The sequence below is a fragment of the Rhodococcus sp. 06-156-4 genome (assembly GCF_002259345.1).
Classification (GTDB): Bacteria; Actinomycetota; Actinomycetes; order Mycobacteriales; family Mycobacteriaceae; genus Rhodococcoides; species Rhodococcoides fascians_E.
This window is the reverse complement of sequence record NZ_NPGB01000020.1, coordinates 157,239-173,948: the sequence shown is the minus strand read 5'-3', so window position 1 is coordinate 173,948 and position 16,710 is coordinate 157,239. Positions and strand designations below refer to the sequence as shown.

Below are 16,710 nucleotides of genomic sequence, written 5' to 3'. Positions count from 1 at the left end.
AGATGAGACCGGGTCCTCGAAGGGGCCCGGTTTCGCCGAGTGGTTCACTTCGCCGCTGGTTCGCCGTCGCACTTGGTCGCGGTATGTCAGCGAGTGACGGTGAATCGGACCGACAGCACAGCACGACCACCAGAAGGAGCATGTCCCGTGAAGAGCACCGTCGAGCAGCTCAGCCCGACGCGAGTCCGTATCAACGTTGAGGTGCCCTTCGAGGAGCTCAAGCCTGATTTCGACCGCGCCTACAAGGCACTTGCCCAGCAGATCCGCCTCCCCGGATTCCGTCCGGGCAAGGCTCCGGCCAAGCTTCTCGAAGCACGGGTCGGTCGTGGCGCAGTGCTCGAGCAGGTCGTCAACGACGCTCTCCCCGCCCGGTACTCCGAGGCCGTCAGCGCCGAGCAGATCAAGGTCATCGGCCAGCCGGACATCGAGATCACCAAGATCGAGGACGGCGACGAGCTGACGTTCACCGCCGAGGTCGACATTCGTCCGGAGATTGCGCTGCCCGACTACTCGACCATCTCGGTCGAGGTCGATCCGCTCGAGATCACCGACGAGGCAGTCGACGAGCAGCTCCAGTCCCTGCGTCAGCGCTTCGGCACCCTCACCGGTGTCGATCGCCCGGTCCAGTCCGGTGACTTCGTGTCCATCGATCTGTCCGCGACCGTCGACGGCGAGACCGTGGAGGAGGCGTCGGCCAACGGCCTGTCGCACGAGGTCGGTTCGGGTCAGCTCATCGAAGGCCTCGACGACGCCATCGTCGGTGTGTCGGTCGACGAGTCCAAGGACTTCACCTCCACGCTGGTCGCGGGCGACTACGCGGGCAAGGAAGCAGTCGTCACCGTCAAGGTGGTCTCGGTCAAGGAGCGCGAGCTTCCCGAGGCCGACGACGAGTTCGCGCAGCTTGCCAGCGAATTCGACACTCTCGACGAGCTCCTCGCCGACCTGAAGACGCGCGTCGAGCGGGTCAAGAAGGTCGAGCAGGCCGGTCAGATCCGCGACAAGGTTCTCGAGACGCTTCTCGAGACCGTCGAGGTCCCGGCTCCCGAGGCCGTCGTCAAGGCCGAGGTCGACAACCAGGTGCACGAGGCCATTCACGGTCTCGACCACGACGAGGCCAAGCTTGCCGAGCTGCTCGAGTCGCAGGGTTCGAGTCGCGAGGAGTTCGACAAGGACGTCAAGGAAGCGGCCGAGAAGTCGGTTCGCACCCAGCTGCTGCTCGATGCCATCGCCGAAGCGGAAGGCACGCAGGTCGGCCAGGACGAGCTGACCGAGCGGATCATCTTCCAGGCGCAGCGCTACGGCATCTCGCCGGAAGAGTTCATCCAGCAGGTCCAGCAGGCCAACCAGCTCGGTGCAGTCTTCGCCGACGTGCGTCGCGGCAAGGCGCTCGCATCCGTCGTCGACCGCGTGAACGTCACCGACACCACCGGTGCTTCGGTCGACACCTCCGAGCTTTTCGGTAGCCCCGCAGACGCAGAAGAGCCTGCAGCAGGCGATTCTGCCGAGGGTGAACAAGAGAAGTAACGCTGACAGCGAACGACGGCGGTTCCGGGACTCCGGGGCCGCCGTCTTTCGTTAGTGTCTGTATCAGGAACCAACGATCAGTATGGAAAAGGCAGGTACCGTGACTGTTCAGAATCCGGCGGCTTCGCACCAGCAGAGTCCCGTCATGACTTCGGCCGCTTCCGGCCTGAATCTCAGCGACTCGGTGTACGAGCGTCTGCTTCAGAATCGCATCATCTTCCTCGGTACTCAGGTCGACGATGACATTGCGAATAAGCTCTGCGCACAGATCCTCCTGCTGTCGGCGGAGGACCCCACACGCGACATCTCGCTCTACATCAACTCGCCCGGTGGTTCGGTGACCGCAGGTATGGCGATCTTCGACACGATGGAATTCGCCGAGTGCGACGTGGCCACCTACGGAATGGGTCTCGCCGCGTCGATGGGTCAGTTCCTGTTGTCGGCAGGCGCCAAGGGCAAGCGCTACGCACTCCCGCACGCGCGGATCATGATGCACCAGCCGTCCGCCGGTATCGGTGGTAGTGCCAGCGACATCGCGATCATGGCCGAGCAGTTCGCTCACACCAAGCGCGAAATGGCGGAGCTGATCGCGCTGCACACCGGACAGACCGTCGAGCAGATCACCGAGGACTCCGATCGTGACCGCTGGTTCACGGCCGCAGCAGCGAAGGAATACGGCTTCGTGGACCACGTCGTCTCGCGCGCACGGCAGGCAGGCGGAGTCGGCGAGTAGATCGCCCTTCGAACTCCGTCCCTCGAAACCTCACTTCTTGGAGAAACGATGACCAACTTGTTCGATCCCACTCAGATGCCGTCCTCGCGGTACATCCTGCCGTCCTTCGTCGAGCACTCCAGCTACGGCGTCAAGGAGTCCAACCCGTACAACAAGCTGTTCGAGGAACGCATCATCTTCCTCGGCGTTCAGGTCGACGACGCGTCCGCGAACGACATCATGGCTCAGCTGCTCGTGCTCGAGGGCCTCGACCCCGACCGCGACATCACGATGTACATCAACTCGCCCGGTGGATCGTTCACCTCGCTGATGGCGATCTACGACACGATGCAGTACGTGCGTGCCGACGTCGCGACGGTGTGCCTCGGTCAGGCCGCCTCCGCGGCAGCAGTGCTGCTCGCAGCGGGAACGCCGGGCAAGCGCGCAGCTCTCCCGAACGCTCGCGTTCTGATCCACCAGCCGGCCAGCGGCGGAATTCAGGGCCAGGTGTCCGACCTCGAGATCCAGGCGGCCGAGATCGAGCGCATGCGTCGCTTGATGGAGACCACGCTCGGACGCCACACCGGCAAGGACCCCGATGTCATTCGCAAGGACACCGACCGCGACAAGATTCTGACCGCCGAGCAGGCGAAGGAATACGGAATCATCGACACGGTGTTCGAGTACCGCAAGTTGTCCGCACAGAAGTAGCGGCAGCGGGTATCTTCGCAGGACGCGGCACGGAGGCCGGGGGTCGAGTCGATCTCGGCCTCCGGTACTCGTCGAGCGGGGGCCGAGGTAACGCTTCGAGGCCATCGAGGCGACAAATGGACAGTGCTGCGGTGGGTCGGTAGCGCTGTGGTGAGAGTCGGTTCCCGAGTTCCGCGAGAATTCGGACGACGAATCACCGGAAACAACTCGCCCTGATCTCCGGATCACGGGTACGGTCGCATCAGGGCTCAGGCGCTGTCGATCGAGAAGTTGCTCACGGTCGGGTCGGCATCCGTTGGGTGTCGCACGGCCAGACGCGGACAAGGAAGTAGGAACCTCGAACATGGCACGCATCGGTGACGGTGGCGATCTGCTGAAATGCTCGTTCTGCGGAAAGAGCCAAAAGCAGGTCAAGAAGCTCATCGCAGGTCCTGGGGTGTACATCTGCGACGAGTGCATCGACCTGTGCAACGAGATCATCGAGGAGGAGCTCGCGGAGTCGAGCGAGGTCAAGCTCGACGACCTGCCCAAGCCCTCCGAGATCCGTGACTTCCTCGAGAACTACGTGATCGGACAGGACACGGCCAAGCGCACGCTTGCTGTGGCCGTCTACAACCACTACAAGCGCATCCAGGCCGGAGACAAAGCGCGCGACGGCCGCGGCGAGAGCGTCGAACTGGCGAAGTCGAACATTCTGATGCTCGGCCCCACCGGGTGCGGCAAGACCTATCTCGCCCAGACGCTGGCGAAGATGCTCAACGTCCCGTTTGCGATCGCCGACGCCACCGCGTTGACGGAGGCAGGGTACGTCGGTGAAGACGTCGAGAACATCCTGCTGAAGCTCATCCAGGCCGCCGACTACGACGTCAAGCGCGCCGAGACGGGCATCATCTACATCGACGAGGTCGACAAGATCGCCCGCAAGAGCGAGAACCCGTCCATCACCCGCGACGTGTCCGGCGAGGGTGTTCAGCAGGCGCTGCTGAAGATTCTCGAGGGTACGCAGGCAAGCGTCCCGCCCCAGGGTGGCCGCAAGCACCCCCATCAGGAATTCATTCAGATCGACACCACCAATGTGCTCTTCATCGTGGCCGGCGCTTTCGCTGGGTTGGAGAAGATCGTGTCGGATCGTGTCGGCAAGCGTGGACTCGGCTTCGGCGCCGAGGTCCGCTCGAAGGCAGAGATCGACACGCAGGATCACTTCGCCGAGGTGATGCCGGAGGATCTGATCAAGTTCGGGTTGATCCCGGAGTTCATCGGACGCCTCCCCGTCGTGGCGTCGGTGACCAACCTGGACAAGGACTCGCTCGTCACCATCCTGTCCGAGCCGAAGAACGCTCTGGTCAAGCAGTACAGCCGCTTGTTCGACATGGACAACGTGGAGTTGGAGTTCACGAAGGACGCACTCGAAGCCATAGCGGACCAGGCGATCCTGCGCGGCACCGGTGCTCGTGGCCTGCGCGCCATCCTCGAAGAGGTGCTCAACCCCGTGATGTTCGACATCCCGAGCCGTGACGACGTGGCGAAGGTCGTCGTCACGTCCGAGACAGTGAACGACAACGTGCTCCCGACTATCGTTCCGCGCAAGCCGGAACGTCCCGAGCGCCGCGACAAGTCCGCGTAGCGCGGAACAAGCGACAGACGAGAAAGGCCCGGTCGAATCCGACCGGGCCTTCTTCGTGGATTCTGTCGCTCAGCCGATCATGAACGCGTGCGCGTCGGGATATGCGTCGAGCAGGGCGTGGCGCTCGGCCACCTCGGGATCGTGTCCTGGAACCACCAGGCTCGGAGAATCCGCGAGTTCGTTGATTCGGTCGAACGCGTAGTACATGCCTGGAACGTCGTGAAGGATCGCGAACGGTGAGTCGTTCTCGATGTTCTCGTAGAAGTGGCTCGCGTCCGAGGCGACGACAGCGTATCCGTCGGCTGTCTTGACGCGCACCACCTGCATTCCGGCCGTGTGACCACCGACGCGGTGTACGGATATGCCCGGTAGGAGCTCCGCGTCACCGTCGACGAGTTGCAGCCGGTCGCCGACCGAACGCAGGTGTGCAACATCCTTTTCCGAGTTCAGCCACTGTTCGCGAACGATCCGACGTGCCCATGGGCCGGTCCAGTACTCGAGCTCGTCGGCTTGAAGGACGTATCGTGCCTCGGGGAGGTCCGCGACGATTCCGGTGTGGTCGTAGTGCAGGTGCGTGAGGATCGACAGGTCGATCCGATCGGCGGCAATGCCCAGTGCTGCAACGAGTTCCAGCGGCGAACCGTGGTAGTTCAGGCCGTCCATCCCTGCGGCGGTCTCGGGCGAGATTCCGGCATCGATGAGGATCGTGTGCGATGCGGAGACGGCCAGCCACACGTAGTACGCCGTCGGGTGTGGTTCCTGCCCTCGCCCGTCGCAGTAGTGGAAATGTTGCTCGCGTGTACCGGTTCGCGATGCGTACTGCACCGCGTAGAGACGGAAGTGCTCGTCCGACGACGGCCGGATCGCGGCCGCCGTCGGGGAGGTGTGGTGGAAGCTCGTCATGAGAGGTCACACCGTCGTCGGGACGGCCGCTGCCTCTCTCTTGGTGAGTCCGAGCTTTTCGGTGGGGACTCGGAACGTTTCGCGCGAGGTTGCGACGATGGTGATGTTGATGGCACAGAAGACCGCCGTCACCACAGCCACCGGGAACCACGCTCCGATTCCGTCGCCGGCGATCGCGCTGGCGATGGTGGGTGCGAAACCTGCAATGGCGAAGCCGATCTGGGTGCCGATCGCCGTTCCGGACAGTCGGACCTTGGCGGGGAACATCTCGCCGTAGAACGCGGGCCAGACGCCGCCGGTGGCACTGTGGACGATGCCGAACATCACGATGCCGAATGCGAAGATCAGGAGGTAGTTTCCGGTCGAGATGGACCAGAGGTACCCGAACATCAGAACCGCGCAGCCGGTGGAACCGAAGATGAAGACGGGCTTGCGTCCGATACGGTCGGAAAGGGCACCGAAGAACGGAAGGGCGAACAGCGCAGCAACATTGGCGAGCACTCCGACCCAGAGCATCGGCGTGCGTTCCAGCCCTACCGTGTTCACCGCGTAGGACAGCGCGTAGACGCTGAAAATGGTACTGACAGAGGCGATCACGGCAGCGAACACGACGCGCAGCACTGCACGCCAGTGATCGGTGAGCAGAACCGAGAGCGGCATCTTCGGCTGTTCGCCGGTGGCGACCTCCTCTTCGAACACCGGGGTCTCGTCGAGCGAGCGGCGGATGAGGAATGCGGCGAGAACAACGAATGCGCTGAGGAAGAACGGGATTCGCCAACCCCAGGACAGGAGCTGGTCCTCGGGAAGCATGGCGACGGGGAGGAAGACGGCCGTTGCGAGGATCTGTCCACCCTGGGTGCCGCTCAGGGTGAAGCTGGTGAAGAACGCGCGGCGGTTGTCCGGGCTGTGCTCGAGAGTCATGGAGTTCGCGCCTGCTTGCTCACCGCCGGCCGAGAAGCCCTGGCACAGACGGAGAACGACGAGGATGATCGGGGCCGCGATGCCGATGGTCTCGTAGGAGGGGAGCAGGCCGACGCCGAGGGTAGCGACGCCCATCAGCAGGACGGTGGCAACGAGCACTCGTTTTCGGCCGTACTGATCTCCGATGTGCCCGAGGACGAGTGCGCCGAGTGGGCGGGCGAGGTAGCCGACGCCGAACGTCGCCAGGGCGAGCAGCGTACCGGTGGCAGCGCTCGAGCTGGGGAAGAACACTCGACCGAACACCAATGCGGCGGCGGTGCCGTAGATGAAGAAGTCGTAGTACTCGAGTGCGCTGCCCACCCAGGCTGCGGTGGCCGCGCGCTTCGGGTTGGCCGTGGCCCGCCCACCGGCGGGGTCGGGATGCTGCGTCACGGGATCGCTCATCTTCGGTCTCTCTTCGCGTGAAGGGGGAGTACACAAGGTCGACGGAGCCGGGTTCATCCCGATCGGACCGTAATGTACTAAACGGTTAAAACTGGGCGTCACTAGATACTGAACGTGACCCGGGCCACGTGTCAAGCCCTGATGCGGTATGGCCTACATGTTCGTGATACGAACACCGGCAGAGAGGTCGAAACTAGACCTCGGTCGAGGTCAGAAAAGCAATGATCATGTCGCCCAACATTCTCCGCAGATGCTCACGGTGCGCGGGGGCGGTGAGGTCGCGCCCGAACAGTGCTTCGAAGGTGTACCGGTTGGAGAGTCTGAACACGCAGAAGCTGCTGATGGCCATGTGCACGTCGAGAGCATCGACGTCGGTTCGGAACAATCCATCGGCCTGGCCTCGCGTCAGGATGCTCTCGAGCAGCTCGGCCGCAGGGTTGCCCAGGTTGCTGAGTGCCTCGGATTTGCTGATGTGCTCACCGCGAAGAATGTTCTCGGTGGACACCAATCGGATGAAATCCGGATTGTGTTCGTGGTGATCGAACGTGAGCGACGCGATCGCCCGAATCGCGTCGGTGGGGGAGAGTCCCTCGGTGTCGAGCTCACGTTCGCGGGCGCGGATCGCGCTGTAGGAACGTTCGAGTACCGCCTGGTAGAGGCGCTCTTTGTCGGTGAAGTAGTAGTAGATCATCCGCTTCGTCGTGTGCGTCCGCTCGGCGATCTCGTCGACACGTGCTCCCGCGTATCCCTTGTCCGCGAATTCGCTGGTGGCGACGTCGAGGATGTTGCTGCGCGTCAGATCGCTGTTTCGCCTGCGTTTGGGGCCCTCCGCGCTCGTTCTTGCTGGAGCGGAGTCGCTTCCCGGGCGCGTGGACGTCATGATCCGAAACTCTATCCCTGCAAAAAATCGTTCACGAAGTGTGGGGTAGCGGACATTCTCGTAGTACGCTCGAATAACTCACTAGTTCGTACATTACGAACACACGCACAATCGAGGGAGTCCGGAAGTGGACGATTCACTGGTCTGCGGTCTGATCGGCACGGGCATCGGCAGGTCGCTGACCCCGGCGATGCACGAACGAGAGGGTGCCGCGCACGGCCTGCGCTACGTCTACCGCATCGTCGACCTCGACGCCGTCGGCGCGACCCCCGACGACCTGGCACGTCTGGTCGGCACAGCTGCCGACCTCGGTTTCCGTGGCCTCAACATCACCCATCCGTGCAAGCAGATCGTCATCGATCACCTCGACGAACTGTCCGACGATGCGGCCAGGCTCGGGGCAGTGAACACGGTTCTGTTCGACGGTGGCAAGCAGATCGGTCACAACACCGACTGGTCGGGGTTCGGTCGAAGCTTCGAACTCGGTCTGGCCGGGGCGTCGACCCGGGACGTGGTCCTGCTCGGAGCAGGCGGTGCGGGAGCGGCGGTGGCGTACGCGATGGCCGAAGCAGGCGCTGGGCAGGTCACCGTGGTCGACGCCGACGGAGAGAGGGCGCGCGCCCTGTTGTCGTCGATGCAGGCAGTGTTCCCCGGAACAACGTTCGCCGCGGCTGCGCCGGCCGACCTTTCGCGACTGCTGTCCGCTGCCGACGGAATCGTGCACGCGACACCGGTCGGGATGGCCGCACATCCCGGTATCGCGTTCGATCCGACGCTGTTGCGACCGGACCACTGGGTGGCCGAGGTCGTCTACCGCCCTGCGGAGACCGAACTGTTGGCCGCCGCCGCGGCACGTGGATGCCGGACGCTGGCGGGGACGGGTATGGCAGTGCACCAGGCAGCCGACGCGTTCGAGATCTTCACCGGCAGAGCGGCCGACGCCGACCGCATGTCCGCGCACATGCGTGAGCTGATCTTGCTGGAGGAAGAGTCGGCACTGACCGGAGTGTCGTCGTGACCGCCCCGCGCACGTCCGTGGCCACGGTGTCGCTCAGCGGGTCGTTGCGAGAGAAGATGACGGCCATCGCCGACGCGGGATTCGACGGATTCGAGGTCTTCGAGGCCGACTTGATCGCGTCGCCGTTCTCACCGTCCGACATTGCGAAGCAGGCAGCAGATCTCGGGTTGAGCGTCGATCTGTACCAACCGTTCCGCGACCTGGACAGCGCCGACGACCGTCGATATCAGCGCAATCTCGGTCGGCTGCAGCGCAAGTTCGACGTGATGGAGCAACTCGGGTGCAATCTGCTTCTGGTCTGCTCGTCGCCGCTGCCCGGCGCGGTGACCGAGGACGAGCGCCTCGTCGAACAACTGCTGGGGGCCGCGGACATCGCGCAGGAACGCGGAATGCGGCTGGCGTACGAGGCATTGGCGTGGGGAACCCACGTCAACACCTACCGCCATGCCTGGGACGTCGTGCGGCGCGCCGATCACGACGCGCTCGGCACGTGCCTGGACAGCTTCCACGTCCTGTCCCGCGGTGACGACCCGGCCGGCATCTCCGACATTCCGGGGGAGAAGATCTTCTTCCTGCAGCTGGCCGACGCGCCGCGGTTGAAGATGGATGTGCTGCAGTGGTCGAGGCACCACCGGTGCTTCCCGGGGCAGGGCAACTTCGACCTCCCCGAATTCGGCTCCCGGGTGGTCGATTCCGGGTATGCCGGCCCGTGGTCCCTGGAGATCTTCAACGACGTGTTCCGGGAATCCGCCACCGGCCGCACTGCCGCCGACGCTCACCGATCGCTGTTGTATCTGCAGGAGAAAGTGGCCGAGCGCCGATCGCCGACCTCGTCGGCGCTGTTCGAGGCGCCGGCAGCGGGACCGATCGAGAACATCGTGTCCTTGCGCGTTGCCGCAGGTCCCGTCGAGGCGGGTGGACTCGGCCGGACCCTGCGTCATCTCGGGTTCGACATGACCGCCGCGCACAGTCGTCACGGTCTGCAGTTGTTCACGCAGGGTCCGCTCGCCGTCGCCGTGGACACCACCGTCGACAGCCTCTGGACGTCGCCCGGGGTGCCCGCGCATCTGCCCGCCGTGGCCCAGATCGGGGTGCGCAGCGACGACCCGGCTCAGTGGCAGACCCGGGCCCGAGCATTCGGTGTCTCCGCCGACTCGGTCTCGATGCCCGGCGTCGCCGGAACCGATCACGATGTTGTCAGAATGAGCGTCACCGACGCGACATCACTCGATCTTCGCAGTCGCGCGAGCGCGGGGGCGTGGCAGTCCGCATTCGATCTCGTTCCACGACAGCCGGATTCCCCCGCCGCTCCTATCGTCGAGTCGGTCGACCACATCGCCCTTGCCGTACCGGCAGACAGTTGGGACGGCATCATGCTGTTGCTGAGGTCGGTGTTCGGCATGACCCCGCACGAGGGCCAGGATGTGGTCGACGCCGTCGGCACCGTCCGTAGCCAAGCTCTGACGCTGCCGACGCAGAACGGTGTCGTTCGGCTCTCGCTGAACATGGTTCCCGGTCGGTCGTCGTCGACGGACACGCTCCCGGCGGCACGGCGAGGCGGAGTGAGCCACGTTGGATTCGCGTGTGCCGATGTGCTGAGCGCCGCCGAGCAGATGACGGCGCGCGGGTTCGGATCGCTGCGAATATCGCCGAACTACTACCTCGACCTCGCTGCACGGTTCGATCTGGATCACGAACTGCTGGCGCAGCTCGAGAAGCACGGAATCCTCTACGACGCAGACGGTTCGGGCGGCGAGTTCTTCCACTTCTTCACCCCCGTGGTGGGGGAGGATCTCTTCTTCGAGGTGTGCGAACGCCGAGGTGGGTACGACGGTTACGGCGAGGTCAACTCGGCAGTGCGGCTCGCGGCCCAGCTGCAGAGGTGAGGTGACGGACGTGGGATGGACGCTCCCATCCCACGTCCGAGGTCAGTCAACCGATGCGTTCGAATACTGCGGCGAGGCCTTGACCGCCACCGATGCACATTGTTTCGAGACCGTACCGCGCTTGTCGACGGTTCATCTCGCGCAGCAGGGTGGCGAGGATCCGTCCGCCGGTAGCGCCGACGGGGTGGCCCAGCGAGATCCCCGAACCGTTGGGGTTGAGCCGGGGGTCGTCGGGCTCGATTCCCCACGTGCGCAGTACTGCGAGGGTTTGTGCGGCGAACGCTTCGTTGAGTTCGACGACGTCCATGTCGGCGAGGGTGAGTCCGACACGGCCGAGTGCCTTCTCGGCGGCGGGCACCGGCCCGATGCCCATGGTGCGCGGTGGCACGCCGGCCACGGCCCAACTGACGAGCTTGGCCATGGGCCGCAGACCCAGTGCCGCGGCCTTCTCCGGTGTCGTGACGATGGCGAGCGCTGCCCCGTCGTTCTGCCCGCTGGCGTTGCCCGCGGTCACCGTCGAGTCCGGGTCGATTTTTCCTCGGATGGGGCGCAGTGTGGACAGCGTCTCGACGCTGGTGTCCGCGCGGGGGTGTTCGTCGGAGTCGACGACCAGCGCGTCACCTGTGCGCTTCGGTACCGAGACCCCGACGATCTCCTCGGCGAAGACGCCGTTCTTCTGCGCGGCAACGGCCTTGTGATGCGACAGCACGGCCAGTTCGTCCTGGTCGCGTCGACTGATCGAGAACTCGGCACGAAGATTCTCGGCCGTTTCGATCATGCCGCCCGGAACCGGAAAGTTCTTTCCGCCTGCGGTGACACGTGCGCGGGCGAGTCGATCGGACAGGGCCACGGCTTCTGCCTTGACGCCCCACCGCATCCCCGTTGCGTAGAACTCCGCTTGGCTCATGCTTTCCACCCCGCCCGCGAGGACGAGGTCACTGCCGCCGGACTGTACCTGCATGCACGCCTGGAGAACGGCCTGCAACCCGGACCCGCATCGACGGTCGATCTGCTGACCGGGGACCTCGATTCCCAGTCCGGCGTCCAGCGCGGCAACCCGTCCGATTGCGGGGGCGTCACCGTTGGGCGATGCCTGGCCGAGGATGACGTCGTCGACGTCCGATCCCGATATGCCGGTGCGCGTGACGAGTTCGGTGATCACCGTTGCCGCCAGCGATTCGGGCGTGACATCGCGAAAGACACCGCCGAATCGGCCGATGGGGGTGCGGAGAGGTTCGCAGACGACGGCGTCAGGCATGACGACTTCCTTTGTGATCGGTGGACTGTGATTGCACGCGGTAGAGATCTGTTTCGATCGCCGCCGTCGCGCGCAGCAGAGCGGGCAACAGATGTTCGCGTACGGCGTCCGCGCTGTGGCGGGCAGCTTGAGTAGAGACGTTCGCAGCCGCGACGACGTCGCCGGCGTGATCCCGTACCGGGGCCGCGATCGACCGCAGACCTTCCTCCAGTTCCTGGTCGACGAGGCAGTACCCCTGCGCGCGTACGGAATCGAGCTCTGCGCGCAACGACGAAACATCGGTGATGGTGCGGCCGGTGAGAGGGCTCAGCTCCACCCGGCGCAAGTAGGCGTCGAGTTTGTCCTCGGGCAACCCGGCGAGCAGGACGCGCCCCATCGACGTCGCGAACGCCGGGAAGCGAGTGCCGATGGTGATGGCAACGGTCATGATTCGGCTGACCGGAACACGGGCGACGTACACGACGTCGTCGCCGTCGAGGATCGACACCGACGAGGACTCGCGGACCTGCTCGGCGAGAGCTTCGAGGTGTGGGCCCGCGACGTCCGGCAACGACAGCGAGGACAGGTAGCTGTACCCCAACTCGAGGACGCGAGGAGTGAGCCAGAACATCGAGCCGTCGCTGCGCACGTACCCCAGTTCCACGAGCGTGAGCAGAAACCTTCGCGCCGTCGCCCTGGTCAGATCGGTCGTCTTCGCGACGTCCGACAACGTACGGCGCGGATGCTCGGCATCGAAGGCACGGATCACGGCGAGTCCACGGGCGAGAGATTGCACGTAGTCCGGCGACGGACCCTGCTGCTCGCTCGAACCGGGTTGGGTCATGTCGTCTCCGATCCCGTGTGTTCGGCCAGTGCCGTGTTGGCCAGCGCGAACGCCGCATTGCTGTTCGGTACCCCCGCGTACACCGCAGTGTGGAGGAAGACCTCGGCCATCTCGTCGGGATCCAATCCTGCCCGCAGGGCCGCCTTGATGTGCATGTCCAACTCGTGCTGATTGCCCACGGCGGTCAGAATGGCGAGTGTCAGCAGACGTCGGGTGCGGTGGTCGAGACCGTCGCGGGTCCAGACGTCGCCCCACGCGGTGCGGGTGATGAAATCCTGGAACGGCGCAGTGAACGCCGTGGTGCGCTCGATGCTGGCATCCACGTGTGCGTCGCCGAGTACCGCTCGCCGCACGTGCATTCCCGCTCGATGCGCTGCTGCACGGCCTGCGTCGTACGTGTCGCCGACGATGTGTCGCACGATCAATCGCGTGATGTGTCCCGCTTGTTCGACGTTCGCCAGATGCGCGGCGCCGGGGAGGACATGGAAGTCCGAGCGGGCGATACCGTCGGCGAGCACCTGCATGTCCGACGGCGTCGTTGCCGGGTCCTGCTCACCTGCCACCACCAGGGTGGGCGCACTGATTCGGCCGAGGTCTGCGCGGTTGTCCCACTGCGACAACGCTTCACACGCTGCGGCATAGCCTTCGTCGGACGTGGACGAGATCATCGATCGGTGATGCGCGGCGAGTTCACCGTCGCGAGCGATCAGTTCAGCGGTGAACCACCGGGCCAGTACGGTGTCCGCCAGCGAATCGGTCCCCGTCGCGCGCGCAGTTGCCGCGCGGTCGATCCAGGACTGCGGGTCTCCGAAGCGAGCAGACGTGCACAGCAGGGTGAGGCCGAGGACCCGCGCCGGGCGGTGCACGGCGATCCACTGTGCGATCGCGCCGCCGAGCGAGAGGCCGACCAGATGCACTCGGTCCCGCCCGAGCGAATCCATCACGGCCAGAACGTCCTCTGCCATGTCGCCGACCGAGTAGGGGCCGTCGGGTACAGGTGACGAACCGTGACCGCGAAGGTCGACGGCGATGACGTCGGCGAACTCGACCAGACCCGCCACCTGCGGGTCCCACATCGAGCGGTCCGACCCGAGCGATCCGACGAGCACCACTGTGGTGCCGCGGTTCTCGGGTCCGGGTACGAGGTCGTAGGACAGGTCGACGGTCATGCTGTTCCTTCGTGTCGAGCTCGGACCAGGTCGAGTACACGATCGACGATGTCGCCGGCATGGCCGAGATAGCCTGCCGGGTCCAGCAGTTCACGTACTTCGGCGGGTTCGAGGAATGCGGTGATGGAGGAATCGGATTCGAGGGGAAGGCCGGACGCGCATGCGGCGGTGACGATGGATCGTGCGTCGTCGGTGTGGGCCGCGAGTGCCGTGGTGACTCGTTCGGCAAGCAGAAGTCCGTGCGTGGCGGCGAGGTTACGGGCCATCGCGTCGGGATTCGCGCGTAGACCGGACATGCTCGCCGCCAATCGGTCGGCGGCACCCGCAGTCAGTCGAAGCAAGTCCGTCAGTGTCTCCCATTCCGCATGCCACGCCCCCGATGCACGTTGGTGATCGTGCGCCATCGCGGACAGAATCGTCGACACGAGGCCCGGCACCCGAACGGATGCTGCCCGTGCGGCGACGGCGGCGACGGGGTTCTGCTTGTGCGGCATGGCCGAAGAGGCGCCAGGGGCGGCTTCGGAGACCTCGGCGACCTCGGTGGACGCGAGGAGCGTGATGTCGAGAGCAGGCTTGCCGATGGCCCCCGCCGCGATCCCGAGGGCGGACGCGATCTCGCCGATCCGGGTCCGGTCGGTGTGCCAGGGAATGGTCTGCCGAGCGAGGCCCAACTGGTCGGCGAGAGAGTCGGCCACCTCGAAGCCGTGAGGGAACACGGCCGCCGACGTGCCTGCAGCACCGCCGAACTGGACCGACGCGGACGCCTCGACCCGGGCCAGATCGTCGTCGGCTCGCAGGAGGCCTGCCGTCCAACTCGCGGCAACGGCACCGAACGTCGTCGGAAGTGCCTGTTGGCCGAGAGTTCTCGCTGCAACCGGCGTGTCGCGATGTCGACGCGCGAGAGCGGCCCCCGCGGCGACGGCGTCGGCGAGGGATTCACGCACTGCAGCGAGAACGCGTGAGGTGAGAAGCATGAGAGCGGTGTCGACGATGTCCTGGCTGGTTGCTCCGGGATGAACCGCGCTGCCGGGGACGCCGTGCTCGGCCGCCGCCGCGCGCAGCAGTTTCACCAGCGGGATGACCGGATTGCCCCCGGCGGCGGACAGCGCACCGAGGTGCACGATGTCCACTGCTCCTGGTCGCCTAAGCTCGGACGCGACCTCGGTCACCTGTGCGGCATGCGCCGACTCGACGACGCCGTGCTCGGCGGCCGCACGTGACAGCGCCGCCTCGGTGTCCAGCATCGCCGTCACCCAGGCCTGGTCCGATACCAACGCAGCAGCGGCGGCAGCACCGAACGTGGGATCGAACAACGGTCCTCGCGTGGTGGTCATGACTCGCTTTCGTTCGTCACAGCTCGAAGAACGGAGTTTCGTCGCCGTTCGGGTTCTCGTCCTGAAGTACCACATTCAGGTGATATCCGGTGGGAGTCGCCGTCGCGACGAGCTTCGCGGCCTGGCGCGCGTCCAACCCCGACAACACCGGATCCGACGCGTTGGCCTCGGTCTCGTCGGGGAAGTAGAGGCGGGTGACGAGTCGCTCGAGCACGCCGCGAGCAAAGATGCCGACGTCGATGTGCGGGGCCTCGATCATGTCGTTCTCGGCGGGGAGGGCGCCAGGTTTGACGGTGTGGACAGTTGCGGTGCCGGTCGCGTCCGCGACAGCTCGGCCGAACCCGCGGAAACCCGCCGGAGTCGGTGTCCGGCGGCCACGTGGGTCGTCGGCGTGATCGAACCGGCCCGACGCATCCGCCTGCCACGTCTCGATCATCGCGTCGGCCAGCGGCGTGCGATTGCCGTCGAGGACGGTCACCGAGATGTCCACGGAGCCTGCGGTGCCCGCCGGAACCACGTCTGGCCCGTCCGGCCACGGCAACCCGATGTGCAGGTAGGGTCCGACGGTCTGCGAGGGTGTCTGGCCGAACGGGACCGTCGTGAAGTTGCTGCCCGGCGCAACCGGGTATCGAGGGGCAAGGGCGCCGCTGTCGGACACAGGCTCAGTCATCGTGGTCGTCCCCTTCGAACGGAGTGGCATTGCGTCCGCGAAGAACGATGTCGAATCGGAAACCCAATGCCCAGTTGTCCTGCGTCGCTTCGTAATCGAACGCGCTGATCATGCGGGCCCTGGCATCCTCGGGCGCCGAGTTGAAGATCGGGTCCTGGAAGAACATCGGATCGTCCGGGAAGTACATCTGCGTGACGAGGCGCTGCGTGAACGCCTGGCCGAACAGCGAGAAGTGAATGTGCGCCGGTCGCCACGCGTTGTGGTGGTTGCCCCACGGGTAGGCGCCCGGCTTGATCGTCGTGAAGCGGTAGTTGCCTGCCGAGTCGGTCAGCACTCGGCCGACGCCGTCGAAATGGGGGTCGAGTGGAGCGGGCCAGGTGTCACCGGCGTGACGATATCGTCCGCCTGCGTTGGCCTGCCATACCTCGACGAGTGTGTCAGGCACGGCTTTCCCGTCACTGTCGAGCACTCGGCCGTGCACGATGATGCGTTGTCCTTGCGCCTCACCGCCGTTCACGAGGGTCAGGTCGGCGTCCGCGGCCGTGACCCGTCCTTCGCCGAGCACCGGTCCGGTGATCTCGGTGAGGCGTTGGGACAGAAGGATCAATGGTTGCTTGGGGTGACGCAGTGCGGTGGTGCGGTACTCGGCGAAATCACGCGGCGCGTTGACGCCGGTCTGGTCGCGGTACGGGCCGGCCGGGTCGACGGTGATCGAGTGGTTCGGCGGTAGAGGGAGCATCGGTGGTTCCTCACGGGAAAGTTACGTGACGGTGCGCGGCGACCGCATGTTCGTGATGTGGACTTCTCGCCGCTATGCGAACGATCGTAGACCG

15 protein-coding genes are annotated in these 16,710 nt (G+C 65.2%); 6 read left to right on the top strand and 9 right to left on the bottom strand.

Features of this window, described 5'->3' with window-relative positions:
- The first annotated feature begins 147 nt into the window (after window positions 1–147).
- From tig to clpX, 4 genes are all read left to right on the top strand, one after another.
- Window positions 148–1,524, top strand: coding sequence for a trigger factor (gene tig, locus CH290_RS14880; RefSeq protein ID WP_019664751.1), 1,377 nt, complete (start codon window positions 148–150; stop codon window positions 1,522–1,524).
- A gap of 82 nt (window positions 1,525–1,606) precedes the next feature.
- Window positions 1,607–2,257, top strand: coding sequence for an ATP-dependent Clp protease proteolytic subunit (locus CH290_RS14875; RefSeq protein WP_019664750.1), 651 nt, complete (start codon window positions 1,607–1,609; stop codon window positions 2,255–2,257).
- Between the two features lie 48 nt (window positions 2,258–2,305).
- Window positions 2,306–2,947, top strand: a complete 642-nt coding sequence (locus CH290_RS14870; RefSeq protein WP_019664749.1) for an ATP-dependent Clp protease proteolytic subunit — start codon at window positions 2,306–2,308, stop codon at window positions 2,945–2,947.
- A gap of 343 nt (window positions 2,948–3,290) precedes the next feature.
- Window positions 3,291–4,571, top strand: coding sequence for an ATP-dependent Clp protease ATP-binding subunit ClpX (gene clpX, locus CH290_RS14865; RefSeq protein WP_026347736.1), 1,281 nt, complete (start codon window positions 3,291–3,293; stop codon window positions 4,569–4,571).
- A 69-nt stretch (window positions 4,572–4,640) separates the two neighbouring features.
- Here the strand turns inward: clpX and CH290_RS14860 are convergent, their stop codons facing one another.
- From CH290_RS14860 to CH290_RS14850, 3 genes are all read right to left on the bottom strand, one after another.
- Window positions 4,641–5,474, bottom strand: a complete 834-nt coding sequence (locus tag CH290_RS14860; protein ID WP_033190425.1) for an N-acyl homoserine lactonase family protein — start codon at window positions 5,472–5,474, stop codon at window positions 4,641–4,643.
- Between the two features lie 6 nt (window positions 5,475–5,480).
- On the bottom strand, window positions 5,481–6,839 hold the full coding sequence (locus CH290_RS14855; protein WP_019664746.1) for an MFS transporter: 1,359 nt from the start codon (window positions 6,837–6,839) through the stop codon (window positions 5,481–5,483).
- 193 nt (window positions 6,840–7,032) lie between these two features.
- Entirely contained in the window at window positions 7,033–7,719 is a 687-nt protein-coding gene (locus CH290_RS14850) for a TetR/AcrR family transcriptional regulator (protein ID WP_019664745.1), read from the bottom strand.
- 127 nt (window positions 7,720–7,846) lie between these two features.
- Between CH290_RS14850 and CH290_RS14845 the strand changes: the two genes are divergently transcribed.
- Both CH290_RS14845 and CH290_RS14840 read left to right on the top strand, forming a co-directional pair.
- Window positions 7,847–8,737: a shikimate dehydrogenase gene (locus CH290_RS14845; protein ID WP_033190426.1), complete on the top strand. Its 891-nt coding sequence runs from the start codon at window positions 7,847–7,849 to the stop codon at window positions 8,735–8,737.
- Window positions 8,734–10,623, top strand: a complete 1,890-nt coding sequence (locus tag CH290_RS14840; protein WP_033190427.1) for a sugar phosphate isomerase/epimerase and 4-hydroxyphenylpyruvate domain-containing protein — start codon at window positions 8,734–8,736, stop codon at window positions 10,621–10,623. Before CH290_RS14845 ends, CH290_RS14840 begins: the two co-directional genes overlap by 4 nt.
- A gap of 46 nt (window positions 10,624–10,669) precedes the next feature.
- On the opposite strand, the gene CH290_RS14835 is transcribed toward CH290_RS14840, so the two are convergent.
- Genes CH290_RS14835 through pcaH form a run of 6 tightly spaced genes read right to left on the bottom strand, consistent with a single transcriptional unit; the run spans window position 10,670 to window position 16,616 of the window.
- Window positions 10,670–11,881, bottom strand: a complete 1,212-nt coding sequence (locus tag CH290_RS14835; protein WP_033190428.1) for an acetyl-CoA C-acetyltransferase — start codon at window positions 11,879–11,881, stop codon at window positions 10,670–10,672.
- Window positions 11,874–12,704 carry an IclR family transcriptional regulator gene (locus CH290_RS14830; protein ID WP_019664741.1) on the bottom strand — a complete coding sequence of 277 codons (831 nt, stop codon included), beginning with the start codon at window positions 12,702–12,704 and terminating at the stop codon, window positions 11,874–11,876. Before CH290_RS14830 ends, CH290_RS14835 begins: the two co-directional genes overlap by 8 nt.
- The gene (pcaDC, locus tag CH290_RS14825; RefSeq protein ID WP_033190429.1) at window positions 12,701–13,873 is read right to left on the bottom strand and encodes a bifunctional 3-oxoadipate enol-lactonase/4-carboxymuconolactone decarboxylase PcaDC; all 1,173 of its coding nucleotides are present in this window, start codon (window positions 13,871–13,873) and stop codon (window positions 12,701–12,703) included. Before pcaDC ends, CH290_RS14830 begins: the two co-directional genes overlap by 4 nt.
- Window positions 13,870–15,207 (bottom strand): lyase family protein, encoded by a 1,338-nt coding sequence (locus tag CH290_RS14820; RefSeq protein WP_033190430.1) that lies wholly within the window; start codon window positions 15,205–15,207, stop codon window positions 13,870–13,872. Before CH290_RS14820 ends, pcaDC begins: the two co-directional genes overlap by 4 nt.
- A 16-nt stretch (window positions 15,208–15,223) precedes the next feature.
- Window positions 15,224–15,877, bottom strand: coding sequence for a protocatechuate 3,4-dioxygenase subunit alpha (gene pcaG, locus CH290_RS14815; protein ID WP_033190431.1), 654 nt, complete (start codon window positions 15,875–15,877; stop codon window positions 15,224–15,226).
- On the bottom strand, window positions 15,870–16,616 hold the full coding sequence (pcaH, locus tag CH290_RS14810) for a protocatechuate 3,4-dioxygenase subunit beta (RefSeq protein ID WP_033190432.1): 747 nt from the start codon (window positions 16,614–16,616) through the stop codon (window positions 15,870–15,872). The genes pcaG and pcaH overlap by 8 nt, the downstream gene beginning before the upstream one ends.
- Window positions 16,617–16,710 lie beyond the last annotated feature (94 nt).

Bases quoted from the DNA above. Each gene is read 5' to 3' on its own strand.
- CH290_RS14830 (WP_019664741.1), bottom strand. From the start codon at position 12,704: ATGACCCAACCCGGTTCGAGCGAGCAGCAGGGTCCGTCGCCGGACTAC.
- clpX (WP_026347736.1), top strand. From the start codon at position 3,291: ATGGCACGCATCGGTGACGGTGGCGATCTGCTGAAATGCTCGTTCTGC.
- CH290_RS14860 (WP_033190425.1), bottom strand. From the start codon at position 5,474: ATGACGAGCTTCCACCACACCTCCCCGACGGCGGCCGCGATCCGGCCG.
- CH290_RS14855 (WP_019664746.1), bottom strand. From the start codon at position 6,839: ATGAGCGATCCCGTGACGCAGCATCCCGACCCCGCCGGTGGGCGGGCC.
- CH290_RS14850 (WP_019664745.1), bottom strand. From the start codon at position 7,719: ATGACGTCCACGCGCCCGGGAAGCGACTCCGCTCCAGCAAGAACGAGC.
- pcaH (WP_033190432.1), bottom strand. From the start codon at position 16,616: ATGCTCCCTCTACCGCCGAACCACTCGATCACCGTCGACCCGGCCGGC.
- pcaG (WP_033190431.1), bottom strand. From the start codon at position 15,877: ATGACTGAGCCTGTGTCCGACAGCGGCGCCCTTGCCCCTCGATACCCG.
- pcaDC (WP_033190429.1), bottom strand. From the start codon at position 13,873: ATGACCGTCGACCTGTCCTACGACCTCGTACCCGGACCCGAGAACCGC.
- CH290_RS14870 (WP_019664749.1), top strand. From the start codon at position 2,306: ATGACCAACTTGTTCGATCCCACTCAGATGCCGTCCTCGCGGTACATC.
- CH290_RS14875 (WP_019664750.1), top strand. From the start codon at position 1,607: ATGGAAAAGGCAGGTACCGTGACTGTTCAGAATCCGGCGGCTTCGCAC.
- CH290_RS14820 (WP_033190430.1), bottom strand. From the start codon at position 15,207: ATGACCACCACGCGAGGACCGTTGTTCGATCCCACGTTCGGTGCTGCC.
- CH290_RS14835 (WP_033190428.1), bottom strand. From the start codon at position 11,881: ATGCCTGACGCCGTCGTCTGCGAACCTCTCCGCACCCCCATCGGCCGA.